Here is a 17,816-nt window from a genome sequence, read left to right as displayed (position 1 = left end):
GGGCATGGGGCATGGGGCATTGGGCATTGGAATAAATTCTTCCTTGTCTTCCTTGTCTCCCTTGTCTCCCTTGTCGCCCACACTCCCCACACTCCCAGACGCGAAATCGCGTCTCTACATTACTCCCCACACTCCCCTTCCCTTGTCCCTTAGTTAGTACCTACGAAGATAGGTATGTATATCTCCGCAAACTCTGTTCATAGGTTTGCAGCAATCGCTGAGATTCCGCTAGTGTAATGCGATTTTCTTCTAAAGCTAATTCGCAACGCTGGCGGATATTTTCTACCATATCTTCGGAATCGTATTGGACGTAACTTACGACTTCGGTCATGGTATCACCTTTGACTACGTGCTGAATTTGGTAGCCTTTGGGTGTCAATTGGATGTGAACCGCGTTGGTATCACCAAACAAGTTGTGTAAGTTCCCCATAATTTCCTGGTAGGCTCCATTGAGGAACATCCCCAGATAGTAGGGTTCTCCGGGTTTAAAGGGATGAAGTTCTAAAACTGACTTCACATCCCGTAAATCAATAAAACTGTCGATTTTGCCATCACTATCACAGGTTAGGTCTGCTAAGATACCGCGTCGTGTTGGTTCTTCATCTAAGCGGTGGATCGGCATAATTGGAAATAACTGATCGATCGCCCAACAATCAGGTGCTGATTGAAACACAGAAAGATTTACGTAGTAGATGGAAGCCATGATTTTTTCTAGGTCTTCCAACTCATCAGGCACGTACTCTTCTTTTCGAGTAATACTCAGTATTTTTTGACAGCAAGCCCAGTATAGACGTTCCGCCTTAGCGCGTTCAGTCAGGCTCAATATTCCCAAATTGAAGCGGCTAATAGCTTCTTCTTTGAATTGGGTAGCGTCGTGATAAAACTCCTGATAATTTTCTTGGTTGATTGATTGGTAAGTTTCCCAAAGGTAACTAATGATGTGGGATTCTCCATCTTTGGGCGGTTCCGGTAATTCTGTGAGAACTTCACTGGTGCTGAGAACGTCAAAAATTAATACCGACTGATGAGAAGCGATCGCTCTGCCACTTTCACTAATCAGTGTTGGTACAGGTATATTCCGCTCAGAACATGTATCTTTTAACTCTGCCACAATATCATTAGCATAGTTCTGCATGTTGTAATTTTTGGAAGCGTAGAAGTTGGTTTGGGAACCGTCGTAATCTACACCCAAGCCACCACCAACATCAAGATACTTCATGTTTGCCCCCAAAGCTGCTAATTCTACATATATACAGCTAGCTTCTTGGATAGCATCTTTGATGACGTTAATGGCAGAAATTTGTGAACCAACATGAAAATGTAGCAGTTGTAAAGAATTCAACAAATCAGCAGCACGTAACTTTTCAACTGCATGGATAATTTCGGGAATTGTCAGACCAAATTTAGCGCGATCGCCACTGGAGGTTCCCCAGCGTCCCATCCCTTGGGTACTGAGTTTTGCTCTCATCCCCACGATTGGCTGAATACCTAACTGGCGACTGGCCTCAATCACCAAATCGACTTCTTCAATTTGTTCTAAGACAATGATCGGTGTTTGCCCTAATCTTTGGGCTAGCATCGCTGTTTCGATATATTCTTGGTCTTTGTAACCGTTACAGATTAACAATGCTCCTGGTGTATCTAGCATGGCTAGGGCGATCATTAATTCTGGCTTAGAACCGGCTTCTAAGCCAAATTGATGGGGTTTACCAAAACGCACCAAATCTGCGACTAAATGACGCTGTTGGTTACATTTGACCGGAAATACGCCACGATAAACACCAGGATAATTGTAGCGAGCGATCGCTTTGGCAAAACAGGCGTTTAACCGCTCAATTCGGTCTTCTAAAATATCAGAAAACCGAATCAACATCGGCAATCCCAGGTTACGCTGTTTGAGAGCATTTACCAACTCATATAAATCCAGAGAACCGCCGCGATCGCCTTTTGGGGAAACAGTAATATGACCTGCTGCGTTGATAGAAAAATAAGGCTGTCCCCAACCTTCAATGCGATATAGCGCCTCGCTATTTTCTATTTTCCAGACGCTTGTTCCTTCTTGTATGCTGGCAGGTGGCAGCAATTTTTTGTGCTTGTGATTTTTCAATTCAGATTTTTTACCATTATGGGACGGCGGTTTCACCACCTCATCAGATGCAGCAGTAGAATCAAGACGCATTTTCCTGACCTTTATCTTTCACCCACGAATTTACAATTTAATCGATTCGTATTTCAACGGCAGTAGAGATGCGATGTTCCTCGCGTCTGTACAATGGTCATTGGTCATTGGTCATTGGTCATTGGTCATTGGTCATTAGTAAGGGTTTGGTGCATGTATACTTTTCGTAAGATATTCTGTGATTGGTCATTAGTTATTGGTCAACTGACAAATGACTAATGACAATTGACAAAGGACAAATTTATTCAGTTTGAGGAGATCACTTTGGAACGCACATTTATTGCCATTAAGCCTGATGGTGTACAGCGCAAACTAGCTGGTGAAATTATCCATCGTTTTGAAACCAAAGGCTTTACTCTAGTTGGCTTAAAATTCTTGAAAGTTAGCCGAGAACTAGCTGAAGCTCACTACGATGTTCACAAAGAAAGACCATTTTTTTCAGGCTTAGTTGATTTTATTACTTCTGGTCCAGTAGTGGCAATGGTGTGGGAAGGTGATGGCGTCGTAGCTGCGGCGAGAAAAATGATTGGTGCGACAAATCCCTTAACAGCAGAACCTGGGACAATCCGGGGTGACTTTGGTGTCAATATTGGCCGCAATCTGATTCATGGTTCCGATGCGACCGAAACCGCACAGCGCGAAATTTCTCTGTGGTTCAAAGATGAAGAATTAGTGAATTGGCAACCACACATCATGCCTTGGTTACACGAGTAATCTTAATTTTAGACCTATTGCAAAAGTTCTTTTTGCGCTCTTGTGGGGAAAAGGGAAAAGTTAAAAGATAAGAGAATAAGTTCTTTCCTTTTCCCTTTACCTTTTCCTGACAGCAAACAGTGAGCTTGTGGGCTTCTGCTCGATCAAGCTAACCTTCAGTTGCTGCTGTTTTGGAAGAAAACTGAAGTTTCGGATCTGGCATAAATTTATACCGCAAATAATAACCTGCTCCAACAAACAACACAATCAACAATGTACCAATACCTAAAGGACTAGGAAGCCAGAAAACAGCTTCTATGTGATTGAGTTCGCCAGGGTTAAGATGCCATACTAGCTGATTGTTCTTTTTTTCTGGTAGAGGAGCGTTTTCTGTTCTTTGAATACTTTTTGCTGCCCAAGGAGTCTTTAAGCTAAAGTCTAAATCAAGAATAGAACCAGCATTTGCCAAGACATTACCATCACTGGAAATTAAAGCGAGCGATCGCAAATCTAAATCATAAATCAAATGGTTCCGCACCAATAGCAAAAAATTATTCTGATTTAGAAGTAAATTTGATTCTACTTTTGGCAATTGTGAGTCAGATTCGCTGCTGATAGCTTTTTGATTAACAGTAGGGTGAAAAAATTGATTGAATTTTGTTTGTAATTCTTCACCATTACTGAAAGGAATTGTTACAATCACTTCTTCCTTAGAAGGTCTTCGTACTTTACCTTCTTCTTGACGCGCGCGACGTTCTATACTGTTCAACCATTCATACACAGGCTCACCACTAAAGCTGGTAAGGCGTTCTCCCAACTTAATATGCTGCACCAACTCACCACTATTGGAATTATCAAAACGTACCCCCACGTCATAATCCACGCAACCAGAAAGCAGCAAAGTTGCTATCAGCACCAAGCAAATAGATTTCAGACGCGCTAAATTTATCACTATAAAAATCTCCTCAAACGTCAACATTGGGGATCGGGGATTGGGGATCGGGGATCGGGGATCGGGGATTGGGGATAAGGGATAACGGGGAGCGGGAAGAAACTTGTTAAAAAATTATTCCTTGTCTACCTTGTCTACCTTGTCCTCCTTGTCCTCCTTGTCCCCGATCCCCGATCCTTAAAAATTCAACCAGATTAAACTCAATAATGTTAGAGCGATCGCCATCAACGCCACCCAGATAAAGCGATTATCTTTAGTATTGACTTGGCTAAGGTCAACTAATTCTCGTTCAGGTGGCTTTTTAGATGCTCCCGATTTGTTTGGCTTGGTAGAGAAACTTATTTTACTTTCATTGTCAGCAATATTACTAAAATCAGGGATTTGAGTCATCCATTCTTGAGGACGTTGTAATCTGGGTGCTTTGAGAATGTATTGCAATCGCCGTGCTTCTTTACTCGTTTCTGAATGGGGATGACGTTTGAGTTGTTCACACAGGGCGATCGCATCATCTGTACGCCCTGCTGCTTCGTAAGCTGTCGCCAACCAAATTTGTACTTCACCACTCAGGCGAGTATTACGAGCCAACAAGGCGCTTGCTTTTTCTAGTTGTTCAATAGCTTCTCGATATAGCCCACTCTCAAAGGCTACTCTTCCTTGCTGATAGCGATTTTTGGCAATTTCTATACTATCTGAACTCACGTTTTACTCACAAATTCAGCACTGCCTTCATTGTGCCAATGTTAGCAGCATTTGTGAAATCCTTTAAATGAGAATGTGAGGGTGTGAGAAAAAACAAGAATTTTTACCCACACCCCAAAATATTCCTACACCCCTACCCTTGTTCACGACATAAACTGAGAACCAAAAATCATCGTACCAATACCACCGTCAGTGAAGATTTCTAATAGCAGGGCGTGGGGGATGCGACCATCGATAATGTGCGCGGCACGAACTCCTTGAGCAAGCGATCGCACACAACAATTAACTTTAGGAATCATCCCACCACTAACCACACCAGTAGCAATTAAGTCACGGGCTTCTTTAATATCTACTTTGGGAATCAAGCTAGTCGGCTCTTTATAATCTTGTAAAATTCCACGTGTATCAGTGAGCAAAATTAACTTTTCTGCCCCTAGCGCTGCTGCTATTTCGCCCGCTACGGTGTCAGCATTGATATTATAAGCTTGTCCGTTATCATCTGCGGCTACACTAGATACTACGGGAATATACCCATTACTTACTAGTGTTTCCAAAATCTTAATATTGACATAACTGACTTCTCCAACAAAACCTATACCTTCATCTCCTTGGGGACGGGCTTTAATGAGGTTGCCATCTTTACCACATAGTCCGACAGCAGAACCACCAGCTTGATTAATCAAAGAGACGATTTCTTTATTGACACGACCTACTAACACCATCTCCACCACATCCATTGTGGGGGCATCTGTGACACGTAGACCATTCTTAAATTGTGGTTCAATTCCTAATTTATCCAGCCAACTGTTAATTTCTGGTCCACCACCATGTACCACAATGGGTCGTAAGCCAACACATGATAAAAAGACAATATCACGGATGACTTTATCTTTGAGGTTGCTATCTTTCATCGCCGCACCACCGTATTTAACAACTACAGTGCGACCTATAAATTGTTGAATGTAAGGTAGTGCTTCACTTAGCACTTGTACGCGAGTCGCCGCATCTTGTCGAATGTACTCAGAATCTTTGATCATAATAAATCTATGAGGAGCTTTTATTAGTTAGATTGGTACTTACAACAATTTCTCATGGAAAAGAATATTTGTTGCTAAGATGTTCGTGCTGATTTCGTTAAAGTGTAAAAGTATAAGGGTATAAGGCTGTCAGGGTGTAAAAGTATAAGAATGTAAGACGAAACAAGAGTTTTTTGAAATTCATATTTTTAAAATACCCCCAAAATTTTTACCCGCACTTCCAAGATCTTCCTACACCCCCATACCCCTAAACCCTTGTTCCCAGACGTCTATAATTTTCACCAGACGATGTTGCAAATCCAACAGGTATTACGCGATCGCTATCAGCTTATAGAAAAACTTGGTGACAATGCTGGTCGTCAAACCTGGTTAGCATGGGATTTGTCCACTCATGAACAAGTCATTGTTAAACTGCTGACTTTTAGCGACCAAGCCAAGTGGGAAGATGTTAAACTTTTCGAGCGAGAAGCCCAGATACTCAAACAACTGAATCATCCGTGTATCCCAAAATATCGTAATTATTTTGGCTTTGAAGAGCAAGTACTCCATTTTGCTTTAGTACAAGAATATATTCCCGGTTCGTCATTTAAGGAATTACTGGCAAAAGGAAGAGTATTCAGCGAAGCAGAAGTACGAAAAATTGCTGCCCAAATTTTGAAGATTCTGATTTATCTGCACAGTTTGAGTCCACCAGTATTGCACCGCGACATCAAGCCCAGCAATTTACTTTTAGGAAAAAATTCTCAGATTTATTTGGTGGATTTTGGCGCAGTGCAAGATCGCGCCGCCAGAAAAGGAGCAACTTTTACAATAGTAGGAACTTATGGTTATGCACCACTAGAACAGTTTGGTGGTAGGGCAACTCCAGCATCTGATCTTTATGCTTTGGGCGCAACTTTGATTCATTTGCTCACCCGTATTCCACCAGCAGATTTACCACAGCAAGATTCTCGCTTACAGTTTGCCCACTTACTAAAAATTAATCCTGGGTTTGTTCGCTGGTTAGAACAGCTGACACAACCCAATTTAGACAGACGCTTCACTAGTGCAAAAGAAGCACTGAAGCTTCTTAAAGCAAATCAAATTGCCATTTCTAAAATAGTTCGTGCCAAACCTACTGATAGTCAAATTCAACTGCAAAAATCTCCTGAACACTTGCACATTAAAATTCCTGTGCTTTGGCAAAAGACATTAACTGACCCGAAAAATATTGCTGCAACAGTACTACTAGCAATTTGGTTATACTTTTTCAGTAGTGGTTTTAGCTTGGGTAGCGTGGAATGTTGGATATGGCTGATAGCTAGTCTCCTGCTAACAGGTTGGTTTCTTTTGCCTAACTTTGTGGAAACAAATATTTACTTTGACCATCACCAATTTGAAATTGAATTGAAATTACTAGGTCTTTGCTTACGTAGACAACGAGGAAAAGTTTCTGAAATTGACAAAGTATTTAGCGGTGAGACTGGTGGTTATGGTAGTCACAAAGTACCAGAAGTGACATTAGCTTTGGGTGTATCTGAGTATTCATTCGGAAAATTAAAGCCACCTCTAAGTAAAGAAGAGTGTCGCTGGATGGCAGCACAAATCAGACATTGGTTAGGGATTGCTTAGTTCACTAACAATTTTTCATGGGGAATTTGGGGATGTTAGAAGCAGGAGAAATACTTTGTAATCGCTATCAAATTCAGGAAAAATTAGGTGCAGATGCTAGCCGCCAAACTTGGTTAGCAAAAGATTTGACTAAACAGCCTCAGGAACTAGTTGTCGTCAAGTTGCTAATTCTCACCCCCCAAATGCAATGGGATGAGCATAAACTGTTTGAACGAGAAGCTCAAGTCTTAAAAAATCTTAATCATCCCCGTATTCCCAAATACCGAGATTACTTTGTTCTAGAACATCAATCTGGTTCTAAATTCCCCTGGTTTGGGTTAGTACAAAGTTATATTCCTGGAACATCTCTACAGAACTTAATAGACAAAGGTGAACATTTTGCGGAATTACAGGTAGAAAAAATTGCGATTGAAGTTCTTAGTATTCTGGTTTATTTACACGAACTCAACCCACCTGTCCTACATCGCGACATCAAACCCAGTAATTTGATTTGGGGTGAAGATAAGCGGGTTTACTTGGTTGATTTTGGTGCGGTACAGGATCAAGCTGTTCAGGAAGGTGCGACTTTCACTGTTGTCGGTACTTATGGCTACGTACCAATAGAACAGTTTGCTGGTCGGGCTGTTCCTGCTTCTGATTTGTATGCTTTGGGTGCAACTTTAATACATTTGCTTACGGGAATATCTCCCGCTGATTTACCTCATCTGGATGCACGGATTATTTTTGCTGATCAGGTTAGCATTGACCGGGGTTTTGTGAATTGGATTGGTAAGCTTACAGAACCAAATGTCATAGAACGACTCGGTACTGCTAGAGAAGCACTTGCAGCACTCAAGAATAAAAATACCCTCACTCCACCGATTACTAGTCGTAAGCCTACAGGTAGTCAAATTCAAATTAAGAAATCTGCTAGTGAATTGGAAATTAAAATACCAAGACGCGGTGGTAAAGCTTTTAGATTATTTTACTTGGTAGGAATTATGATTCCTTTTCTCTGGCAACTACCACAATTGATAAATTTTTTTATTAGAGGGGGTAGTTCACAGGCATGGTTTTTGTTGCTTTTCTTTGTAGCAATGCTGATTGCAGTGGTGCAAGGAACTGTGTTACCTTCTTTTGGACATACTGATTTTTACTTTGATCGCCAAAATTTTGAAATTCGTTGGAAATTGTTTGGTTTTTGCTACAAGCGGCAACGGCGTCCAACAACAACAATTGAAAAAATATATCAAGAAGCTATCAACCAAGGTTCAGCACCCAGAGGAGTCACCATCGAAGTAGAAGGACAGAAATTAACTTCCAGCCCTCTGTCAACTATAGAACGTCATTGGCTAATTCAAGAGATTGGACAATGGTTGGGGCTGGATAGGACTTGAGCAGTTATCAGTTATCAGTTACCAGTTATCAAATTAAACTGTTAACTGATTTATGACAAATGACAAATGACAAATGACAAATGACCTATTTAATCACCTTCCTTACTAATTCTGGAATTATAGAAGGACGTTCCGCTACTGGGACTTTGACTTCTGAAAATGCAGCTAATTTGCTTTTTGCTGCACCAAAGTCTGGATGACGTCCAATCACTGCTGCTAATGTCCCGGTTTGGCGCCAATGTTTTGCTGGTGGTGCGTGTGTACCTGCAATATAGGCAATAACTGGTTTATCAATTGCTTCAGCTATGTAGCGCGCTGCTGCTTCTTCCCTTCCTCCACCGGGTTGACCAACTAATACTATCGCCTCTGTGGAGTCATCCTCATCAAAAATTTGCAGCCATTGAATAAATGATGAACCAACGATCGCATCACTCCCAATACTGACACTGATTGATTGTCCCAGATGCGCTGTTGTTAGTTCTCTGGCTACTTCGTAGGTTAGGGTTGTGCTACGGCTGATAATTCCTACTCGACCTGGCGTATAAAATTCACTTGGTTGAGTACCTAAAAGAATTCGACCTGGGACAATAATACCGGGGCTATTTGGCCCGACTACTAGTGTTTCTGTGGCTTCAGCTTTACGTAGTAACTGCACCATATCTAATGGTGGTACGCCAGGAGAAATAATGATAATTTGACGAATACTAGATGCGATCGCTTCCAAAGCCGCATCTAATACTTCGTAAGGATTTACACCGATAATTGTAGTATCAATTAATCCATATTTATCTACCACTTCTTCCACGAGGTCAAACACTGGTAGACCGTGTATTTTTTGACCACCACATCCAGGTTTTACTCCTGCTACCAAATTAGTGCCATAATCTATCATTTGGCTAATATGAGTAGCCGATATAAATTCACTAAAGCCTTGGATTATAACTTTGCTGTCTGGCGTTAAGTTCATAAGAAACACATACATGAAGGCACAAGGCACAAATTAGCCCCGATAAAACAAGTTTCACCATCAAAAAAGAGGTTCTTTTTGCTACACTCCTACACTCCCACACCCATTTTTAAGTTAGTCAATCGCGGGAAAATCTCACAACTCAAAATGAAAATTTCTTCCCCAATACCCATTTTCAAGGACACAAGGAAACATTCTCAAAATATTCTCTGAGCAGTAGCTTTAGCAAGATTAACTGCTTCTGCTACTGCTTCATCTAAATTTTCTACTACTACTATAGATACATCACTAGGAACTTTTAATGCTGTTAAATATTTTCTGGCTGCATTAAATTCAGAACCAGCAAGACGAACAACTAAACGTGGTAAGTTGTTTTCGCGTCGGCTTTTGTTACTGTTAGAACGTAAAGCCTGGGTTTTGATTTCGTTTTTATGATGCTGTACTAAATTAGCAATTACTTCTGCTACTTCTTCACTTTGAGGGACACTACCTAGAAAGTTGATCAGTATGACTTGAATACTTTTATCAGCAGCCAAAATATTTATGGCTTTATCTAGGCGATCGCGAAAAGTAGTTGGTAAAGTGTCGGTGGGGAAAGCATGGCGTAAATTCAAGCAAACACCAGGTTTACCACCAGCATTGACTACTAAATCTAAAGTTGCTAATACCGAACCCGTACCATTGCCTAAAATGCCGATTTTACCGTGTAGTTCTACTGCATCCCATTCACTCAATCTTTTGTTAAACTCTACACTGCTATGACGATGGGTCATTTTTCTCGCCATCTCAGTAATATCTGGGTGACGAGCGATCGCTCTTTCGTTAACATTGACACTACCATTGAGAGCCATCACTTGGCCAGAAGCATCGACCCCCAGAGGATTAATTTCTACTAAATCTAAATCTTTTTCTATAAACAAATGGTACATTTTCTCAACAATTATGCTGACAGATTGCATTAATGTACCTTGTAATCCCATTTTTAAAGCCAAACGTCGCGCATAAAATGGGGAAAACTCTTGTTCCACTACCACATGCTGCATTTTTTTGCCAGCAGATTCCCAATCAATATCTGCTTCTTTACAACCCAAAAGTATCGGTCGGCAAACAGCTGTATCTAAAACTACCGCTAAAAAAAATTCTTGCTCCGCATTATACTTAGCTTCTGCTAACAATACTTCTGGTAATTCGCCTAAAATTGGTAAATTAAAAATATTTTGGGCGGCGGCGATCGCATCTATAGTTGTTTCAGCAAATCTAACTCCACCTGCTTTTGCTCTCTCTCCTGCATGTACCTGAGATTTCAGTACAATTGGGTATTTTATTTTTAACCTTTTTAAATCCGTGGGATGGTCAATTTTTTGAGAAGGCAATACAGGAATGCCTATTGTCCGAAACCACTCTTTAACTTGATATTCTAGCAATTCCATTGACACACCTTATCTCTAGCCATTTTTATTTGGTTGTACTGGTGCTGTCTAAAATCTGAAAGCTGCACCTAGTTTGCATACTCAAACTTTAGTTGTTTATTTAAGATAAATTTTTCTCTCATTAATTTTATCCAATTCAGTAAATCTAGTAAATTCATCGCTTTTGCTACTAGCTTTTACCATTCTTACAACAAGTAATTAACTTTATCAGTAAAACTTCTTGTATTTCAACGAACAAGAGTTTTTGTCATCAAATTTTGATACAACAGTACAAATAAATTTTTTCATGTGAGAGAAAAATTTAATCTCAGCAACTGCAAGTTTTCGCTTTTGAATTTATATCAGAGAAAATACGAATGAGCAATAGACTTGAGACAGATATGTAGTAAAAATTTTTCTTAGTACTATCATCCTCTAACAGTTAACTTTGAATAAAAAATTATAGCATTCTAGAGAAAATAGAATAAGAGACCCTGGAAAATTAAAAATATTGTATGATTGCTATCTTTTAATTTTTTGAAATTTTATATTACCTAAACAAAAATATTATTGTTCCCAAAATTGACAGTAAATTAATAATGGGGCTGATTTTATTAAATAGTTTCCATCTATTGTTTACATAAATCAAAAAAGAATAAATTGTAAATATCAAATTTTGGTAAAAGCTGAAAAATTGTGCTAAAAAAATGTTCTCTCACATTACAAGGCTGGGGGTCATGAAACTGTGTATCTACGTTCCAAACTAAAAATAAATTCTTTTAACAAACTTGAGAATGATCAAGACTATATAAATCAGCAGGATGACTCTATGCAAGTAGCGGTCATAGAAGAAGATTTACAGTTGATAGAACAAATATTGCAAGAACAGCTGCGTGCTGAAATTCCATCGGGTGAATATTTCCAGGTAAAGTGTGCTGTCAAAAATGATCAGCTGATGATTTTAACTCAACACCCCCAAGGTGTGAGCGCTGATACCGAGAATATGTTTGTATTGCTTGAAGAAGCACTCCAATCACTACTTAATCACCACGGACAACAGGTGGAAATCTTTTTGAGAATCGCAGGGGTAAAGTTACCTTACGCTAAACATTCCCTGATTTTGCAAGCCTCTGAAACGAAAGTTGAGGAAATGGGAGAGTATGAGGTTTCTTCTGAGAATGAAAAAGTAATGGGAGGAGTAGGGGAAGAAGAGAAACTAGATATTACTGCTTCCGATGCGTTGATTGATGAACAATCTTCTCCAAATATCCCTGATGAATCTGAATATCAGCATTTTGACCTAATGGCAGATGCACCAGATTTGTCCTATTACACAACATTAAAGTCAAGACGCCCAATTAAACCTATGATCTTGGGTATAGTTGTAGCTGCAATTGCAGTCTTAGGTGGAGCTAGTTATTTGTTGACTCGTCCTTGTGTGATGTCTGAATGTCAAGAAATCCAAACAGCCGAGAATTTACACAAATCATGGCAAAGATTAATAAATACTTCCAAGTCTGAATCAGAATTCACAACAATACAACAGCAACTTGTGGAAGCAACTACAGCACTAAAAACTATTCCCAGTTGGTCATCACGTTATCAAGAAGCTGACACACTAGCAACTAATCTATCTAGACATTCAGAAACTATAAATAAAATCATCAAAGCTTTTGGTGCAGTCTCATTAGCAACGCAAAAAAGTCAAACCCCAGTAAATACTCTAGAAGAACTAAAAGCTAGACAAAATCTCTGGCGACAAGCGATCGCACCATTAGAAACAATTAGTACCAGTAATGAACTTTATGGATGGGTGCAGCCAAGATTAGCGATATATCGTGCCAAATTGCGAACTGTGAATCAGCAATTGCAAGTAGAAGACAAATGGTTAAAAAAAATCACAGCAGCTAAAAATGTCGCGAATGTCGCCATCCAGCAAGAAACTACAGCTAAAACCTTACCAGAATTACAAAAAGTCCAATCTACTTGGCAAGTAGCAATTAACGCCTTGACTATTATTCCTAAAACTAGCTCTGTATACTCAGAAGTAGAAAAACTGCTGATAGAGTATAAACCCAAACTTGTAGCTGCACGCGATCGCACCACTAAACTACAACTAGCAGCCAAAACCTACCAACAAGCCATTGAAAACGCAGAACAAGCCAAACGCTACGAAAAACAAAACCAATGGCAAGCTGCGGTGACATACTGGAACCAAGCTTTAAATACTATTAACCAGGTCAAACAAGATAGCTTGTACTACACTCAAGCTCAGACTTTGCTCCAAACTTATTCAACATCTCTTAAACAAGCAGAAACAAAACTCCAAGTAGTTAACTCTTTACAACAAACCCAGACTGATTTAGAAAAAACCTGTTCTGGTCAAGTTCGAGTTTGTGACTATACCATTAATGACCGAGAAATAATTGTTCGGATTACTCCGGAGTATGAACAAGCCCTAAACAGCAGCTTAAATCAAGCCGACCAAAATACTGTAACTAATATCACTAATCACCTACAAAGTTTACAGCAAGCCCTAGATGTTATTAGTGATAACGCTAATTTAGCAGTGATTGTCTTTGATGCCCAAGGTAGCCAAATTCATGGACATATACCAACTCGCTAAGTCTTCCTTGTTCCCCTTGTCTCCCTTGTTCCCCTTGTCCCCCTTGTTCCCCTTGTCCCCCTTGTCCCCCTTGTCCCCCTTGTTCCCCGTCCCTATTTGTATTTGTTACGTCCAAACCAAATGCTCTGCAACCGGCCTGCGTTATCAAAAAGCTAACGAGTCAACTGTTTAGTTAACAAAAAGATTGTTAGCAAATTGGCAAAGGCAGTTATTAACATAATTACAATTTGGTAAGAAGCAGCATCAAGGGGGCTTACACCACTTAATATTTGACCAGCAACAAATCCTGGTATTGTCACTAAACCAATAATCATCATTTGGTTAATGGTCGGGATTAAACCAGCACGAATGGCGTCTTTGCGATACTGGGCGATCGCTTGCTGGGGAGTTGCACCTAAACTAAGATGAGTTTCGATTTCTAGATGGCTATTTTTGATTGTATTGACAAGACGTTCACCAGCGATCGCAGCTGCATTCATTGCATTACCTAGTATGATTCCCGCTAGAGGAATTACGTACTGTGGTTCATACCATCGATTTGGCTGAATAATCACAAGATTAGTATAAACTATAGCCACAATTGTGCTAAGTAAAAGGGAACCCCACACTAAAGGCAAAACTTGCGGTATTTTTTGACTAATGCGATTTCGTGTGCCAATCGCCGTAATTGTCAGTAATAATGCTAAAAATGCTAAAACTGCCCAAGCATTGTTAAAAGCAAAGATGAAATCTAAAACGTATCCCAATACCACTAGTTGTAAAATGGTTCTCCCTGTCGCCAAGACTAGGTTGATTTCTAATCCTAGATTTTCCCAAACAGATAAACCAATGACTACAGCTATTAATGCTGTCGCACTAGCCAAATCAACTAAATCTAATTTGATCAGTTCCTGCATAGATTTTGGCCTTACTAGTTAGTTTCTCAAGGGTTTTCAGCCTACATTTTTATAAATAATAAACTCATGGTTCAAAGTCAAAATTCCATTCCTGCATTTGATATCAAACAGCAATACGCCTCGATTGAAGCAGAAGTGAGTAGTGCGGTTTTAGAGGTTTTAACTTCTGGTCGTTATATTGGTGGACCGGTGGTTGGAAAATTTGAGAAGCAGTTTGCTGATTATCACGGTGTCAATGAATGTGTAGCTTGTAATTCCGGGACGGATGCGCTTTATCTAGCACTCAGAGCTTTTAATATAGGTGCAGACGATGAGGTAATTACAACACCCTTCACTTTTATTGCCACATCTGAAGTAATTGATGCTGTAGGAGCAAAACCAGTCTTTGTTGACATCGATGCAACTACTTTTAATTTCAATTTACAGCAAGTAGCAGCAGCGATCACACCTAAAACTAAGGCGATTATTCCTGTTCACTTGTTTGGACAACCTGTGGATATGACTGCACTAATGAGTATCGCTAACGCTCATCATCTGACAGTGATTGAAGATTGCGCTCAATCTACAGGTGCAACTTGGGGCGGACAAAGAGTAGGAAGTATAGGACACATTGGCTGTTTTAGCTTCTACCCTACCAAAAATCTCGGTGGTTGTGGTGATGGCGGAGCGATAACGACCAATGATCCAGAAATTGCTGCTAAGTTAAGGGTACTAAAAGAGCATGGTCAAAAAAATCGCTACATTCACGAAGAAATAGGTGTTAATAGTCGTTTGGATGCTATCCAAGCCGCTATTTTACAAATCAAGCTGCGTTATTTAGATATCTGGAATCAAAAAAGACGAGCGATCGCATCTCGTTACCAACAATTTCTCAATCAAGTTCCCGGTATTATTCCCCCCCAAGAATTAAATGGTGGCGAAGGAGTTTGGAACCAATACACCATTCGTGTACTCAACAACAAAAGAGACTGGGTACGCAACCAATTGCAAGAACGAGGTGTAAATACAATGATTTACTATCCCCGTCCTCTACATTTACAACCAGTGTACGAAAGCTTGAACTATCAACCAGGACAGCTACCAGTATCCGAACAAGTATCCCAAGAGGTTTTATCCTTACCCATGTTCCCAGAACTTTCTGAAGAACAACAAGATCAGGTAATTTATAGCCTCAAGGATTGTTTGGTGTAGGGGATCGGGGATCAGGGAAAGGGGAAAGGGGAAAGGGGATTGGGGATTGGGGATTGGGGATTGGGGACAAGGGGGAAAAAGGGGAAAAGGGAGACAAGGAGGACAGGGAGACACGGGATAATTATTTAACAAGTCTCTTCCCAATACCCGATCCCCGATCCCCGATCCCCGATCCCTGATCCCCGATCCCAATCCCTAGCCTCTAACGTCTACACTTGTTCCTAAAGCTTCTACCAAACTACGGACAGCAGCAATCATGGCTACTTCGCTGTTGAGTTGGTTAATGGCGGAACCGACACCAACGCCAGCAGCACCAGTCGCGATCGCTAAAGGTGCGGTAACGTTAGAAATTCCGGAAGCACACAGTACTGGAACAGATACTGCACGAGCAATTTCGTAAGCTGCTGCCAATGTGGGAGCAGCTTTTTCAATTAAGCCCAATGTACCAGCATGAGTGGGGTTGCTGCTAGTGCCACCTTCGGTTTGGATGATGTCAGCACCAGCTTTTACCAACTCCTCAGCCAGTTGTACTTGCGCGTCAAGTGTGAGAATGTGGGGAACTGTGACAGAGAGCGTAATTTCTGGCAGTAAAGCGCGAGTTTGGTGAGTTAGTGCTAAAACTTCCTCAGCCTCAAATCTACGTCCTTGAGCGTAGAAAGCATCAAAATTTCCAATTTCAATTAAATCCGCACCAGCAGTTACTGCTGACAATAATTTTTCTGGTTCTACCGCAGATACACAAATAGGTAGATTAGTCAAGCTCTTAGCTAATTCTACTAAGGTAGGATCAGCAGCAATATCAACAAAAGTCGCACCACCGTGATGTGCAGCTTTCACAGTAGCTGCCACACGGACAGCATCAAAATTATTCAAACCGCTGATAACTTTGAGGGCGCAGCGGTTCGCAAATGCACGTTGGAGAGTCGGATGCATCGTCATGGTTTCTCTCGCAAATCATCAAAAGTAGAAATATTTTTACACAAATTGAAGGCTTCCTGATACAGGTTTTAGTTCTCAGAGGAAGCCATAGCACATTGTCAAACAATTTTAGATTTTAGATGCGTGGCTTGATTCCACAGATTTTTCTGCTTGCTCTGTACCCCTGCTCGGAATGGTTGGTCAATGTTATTTGGAAAACTAGCCAGTAGCCACCAACAAAAACTTTATTGCTATTGAGGATTTGTTATGTTACGATTAAAAACTGATGCGGATGTGGCGGAATTGGCAGACGCGCTAGATTTAGGTTCTAGTACCGAAAGGTGTGAAGGTTCAAGTCCTTTCATCCGCATTTTAATTGAAATTCAGAATAGCTCCGCCGATTGTTTATCGGTCAGTTGTATTTTGTCTCAAGTTTTGCACTGATTTTTGTCGCATAATCTATAGTTACGAATATGACCAAAGGCTAAGGCTGTTGCTCCTAACACCGTAGTAATGCGCTCACCATCTTCTGTAAGTAGGGTATGTCCAAAAACTGCGGTTGTAATGAGAAGTACCAACCCTAAAATACCAGCCGTTAGCACTATTCGATCTTTGTGACGACGACATCCCTGTGTTAGAGCTAACACACTGACAGGAAAGGCAAACCATAGTATCAGACGGTGGAAGTTTTCGCTACCAAGAGAGGTCGTTGCTAGTGCAGGAAGCATGACAAGCAAAACTGGTAAAAACATACAATGGATTGCACATGTAGTTGACAGCGCGATCGCAGCCTTATCCATAACCATCTGCATTCTTCTGCTACGCACGAGATTACACCTTGATATACAAACTAATTGCTAATTCTTTATTTGTTGAATGAACCACAAAATTAGCCAAAATTTCGCAATTTTGACTATAAGCATAGTCTCATAAAACAGAACAAAATCAAAATATTTTTACAAAAATAATAATGTAGCGACTGTCTTAAAAGTCAAGCATTCTTTTTTCAAATTGCTATTATTTTCGCTCTATAGGACTCCTATTTGATTTCTGAACAAGAACATTGCTGGCACATCACAAGCGTGGAAATCGAAACAGGAAAGTTGAGAGTACTGTTAATTGATGAGTGTCATTTAATGTGGGGAGATTTAAGTGGTTACGTATGGGGAAAAAGTGACCAAGAAATAGCAGTCCCAGTTGTGAACGAGCGAGATAAGGCACTTGCCAAGAATAAATTAGCCCAGCCGTCGCTTTCGCCGTTT

Annotated in this window: 14 protein-coding genes, 1 tRNA gene and 1 pseudogene; 7 read left to right on the top strand and 9 right to left on the bottom strand. The window is 40.5% G+C overall.

Features of this window, described 5'->3' with window-relative positions; genetic code table 11:
* Positions 1–160: 160 nt before the first annotated feature.
* On the bottom strand, positions 161–2,179 hold the full coding sequence (gene speA, locus B4U84_RS10305) for a biosynthetic arginine decarboxylase (RefSeq protein WP_017313429.1): 2,019 nt from the start codon (positions 2,177–2,179) through the stop codon (positions 161–163).
* A 264-nt stretch (positions 2,180–2,443) separates the two neighbouring features.
* Between speA and ndk the strand changes: the two genes are divergently transcribed.
* Positions 2,444–2,893, top strand: a complete 450-nt coding sequence (ndk, locus tag B4U84_RS10300) for a nucleoside-diphosphate kinase (protein ID WP_026082170.1) — start codon at positions 2,444–2,446, stop codon at positions 2,891–2,893.
* A 148-nt stretch (positions 2,894–3,041) separates the two neighbouring features.
* Here the strand turns inward: ndk and B4U84_RS10295 are convergent, their stop codons facing one another.
* The 3 genes from B4U84_RS10295 to argB all read right to left on the bottom strand — a co-directional run bounded on the left by B4U84_RS10295 (position 3,042) and on the right by argB (position 5,563).
* Positions 3,042–3,824 carry a DUF3153 domain-containing protein gene (locus tag B4U84_RS10295; RefSeq protein ID WP_017313431.1) on the bottom strand — a complete coding sequence of 261 codons (783 nt, stop codon included), beginning with the start codon at positions 3,822–3,824 and terminating at the stop codon, positions 3,042–3,044.
* A gap of 177 nt (positions 3,825–4,001) precedes the next feature.
* Positions 4,002–4,523, bottom strand: a complete 522-nt coding sequence (locus tag B4U84_RS10290; RefSeq protein ID WP_017313432.1) for a tetratricopeptide repeat protein — start codon at positions 4,521–4,523, stop codon at positions 4,002–4,004.
* 143 nt (positions 4,524–4,666) lie between these two features.
* Entirely contained in the window at positions 4,667–5,563 is an 897-nt protein-coding gene (gene argB / locus B4U84_RS10285; RefSeq protein ID WP_196797884.1) for an acetylglutamate kinase, read from the bottom strand.
* 285 nt (positions 5,564–5,848) lie between these two features.
* On the opposite strand from argB, the gene B4U84_RS10280 reads away from it, so the two are divergent.
* Together B4U84_RS10280 and B4U84_RS10275 are read left to right on the top strand one after the other, a co-directional pair.
* Positions 5,849–7,171 carry a serine/threonine protein kinase gene (locus tag B4U84_RS10280; protein ID WP_131117575.1) on the top strand — a complete coding sequence of 441 codons (1,323 nt, stop codon included), beginning with the start codon at positions 5,849–5,851 and terminating at the stop codon, positions 7,169–7,171.
* A gap of 32 nt (positions 7,172–7,203) precedes the next feature.
* Positions 7,204–8,547: a serine/threonine protein kinase gene (locus B4U84_RS10275; protein ID WP_131117572.1), complete on the top strand. Its 1,344-nt coding sequence runs from the start codon at positions 7,204–7,206 to the stop codon at positions 8,545–8,547.
* An 85-nt stretch (positions 8,548–8,632) separates the two neighbouring features.
* On the opposite strand, the gene B4U84_RS10270 is transcribed toward B4U84_RS10275, so the two are convergent.
* Together B4U84_RS10270 and B4U84_RS10265 are read right to left on the bottom strand one after the other, a co-directional pair.
* Positions 8,633–9,514 (bottom strand): succinate--CoA ligase subunit alpha, encoded by an 882-nt coding sequence (locus B4U84_RS10270; protein WP_131117569.1) that lies wholly within the window; start codon positions 9,512–9,514, stop codon positions 8,633–8,635.
* Between the two features lie 197 nt (positions 9,515–9,711).
* Positions 9,712–10,944, bottom strand: coding sequence for a succinate--CoA ligase subunit beta (locus tag B4U84_RS10265; protein WP_131117566.1), 1,233 nt, complete (start codon positions 10,942–10,944; stop codon positions 9,712–9,714).
* An 808-nt stretch (positions 10,945–11,752) separates the two neighbouring features.
* On the opposite strand from B4U84_RS10265, the gene B4U84_RS10260 reads away from it, so the two are divergent.
* Positions 11,753–13,549 (top strand): hypothetical protein, encoded by a 1,797-nt coding sequence (locus B4U84_RS10260; protein ID WP_131117563.1) that lies wholly within the window; start codon positions 11,753–11,755, stop codon positions 13,547–13,549.
* Between the two features lie 152 nt (positions 13,550–13,701).
* Here B4U84_RS10260 and B4U84_RS10255 read toward each other — a convergent pair whose 3' ends face one another.
* Positions 13,702–14,445, bottom strand: coding sequence for an ABC transporter permease (locus tag B4U84_RS10255; protein WP_131117560.1), 744 nt, complete (start codon positions 14,443–14,445; stop codon positions 13,702–13,704).
* Positions 14,446–14,511: 66 nt separating this feature from the next.
* Between B4U84_RS10255 and B4U84_RS10250 the strand changes: the two genes are divergently transcribed.
* Entirely contained in the window at positions 14,512–15,636 is a 1,125-nt protein-coding gene (locus B4U84_RS10250; protein WP_017313440.1) for a DegT/DnrJ/EryC1/StrS family aminotransferase, read from the top strand.
* A gap of 195 nt (positions 15,637–15,831) precedes the next feature.
* Here B4U84_RS10250 and B4U84_RS10245 read toward each other — a convergent pair whose 3' ends face one another.
* Positions 15,832–16,575 (bottom strand): DUF561 domain-containing protein, encoded by a 744-nt coding sequence (locus B4U84_RS10245; RefSeq protein ID WP_026082172.1) that lies wholly within the window; start codon positions 16,573–16,575, stop codon positions 15,832–15,834.
* 267 nt (positions 16,576–16,842) lie between these two features.
* Between B4U84_RS10245 and B4U84_RS10240 the strand changes: the two genes are divergently transcribed.
* Positions 16,843–16,924 (top strand) — tRNA-Leu (locus B4U84_RS10240).
* Positions 16,925–16,982: 58 nt separating this feature from the next.
* Here the strand turns inward: B4U84_RS10240 and B4U84_RS10235 are convergent.
* Entirely contained in the window at positions 16,983–17,360 is a 378-nt protein-coding gene (locus B4U84_RS10235) for a MerC domain-containing protein (protein ID WP_278248324.1), read from the bottom strand.
* Positions 17,361–17,639: 279 nt separating this feature from the next.
* Here B4U84_RS10235 and B4U84_RS10230 point away from each other — a divergent pair.
* Positions 17,640–17,771 (top strand): annotated as a pseudogene (locus tag B4U84_RS10230) (IS630 family transposase); the annotation flags it as partial.
* Positions 17,772–17,816 lie beyond the last annotated feature (45 nt).

It is taken from the genome of Westiellopsis prolifica IICB1 (assembly GCF_004323185.1).
Classification (GTDB): domain Bacteria; phylum Cyanobacteriota; class Cyanobacteriia; order Cyanobacteriales; family Nostocaceae; genus Pelatocladus; species Pelatocladus prolificus_A.
Note: the sequence above shows the minus strand (reverse complement) of the source record. Positions and strands in the feature narration are given on the sequence as shown.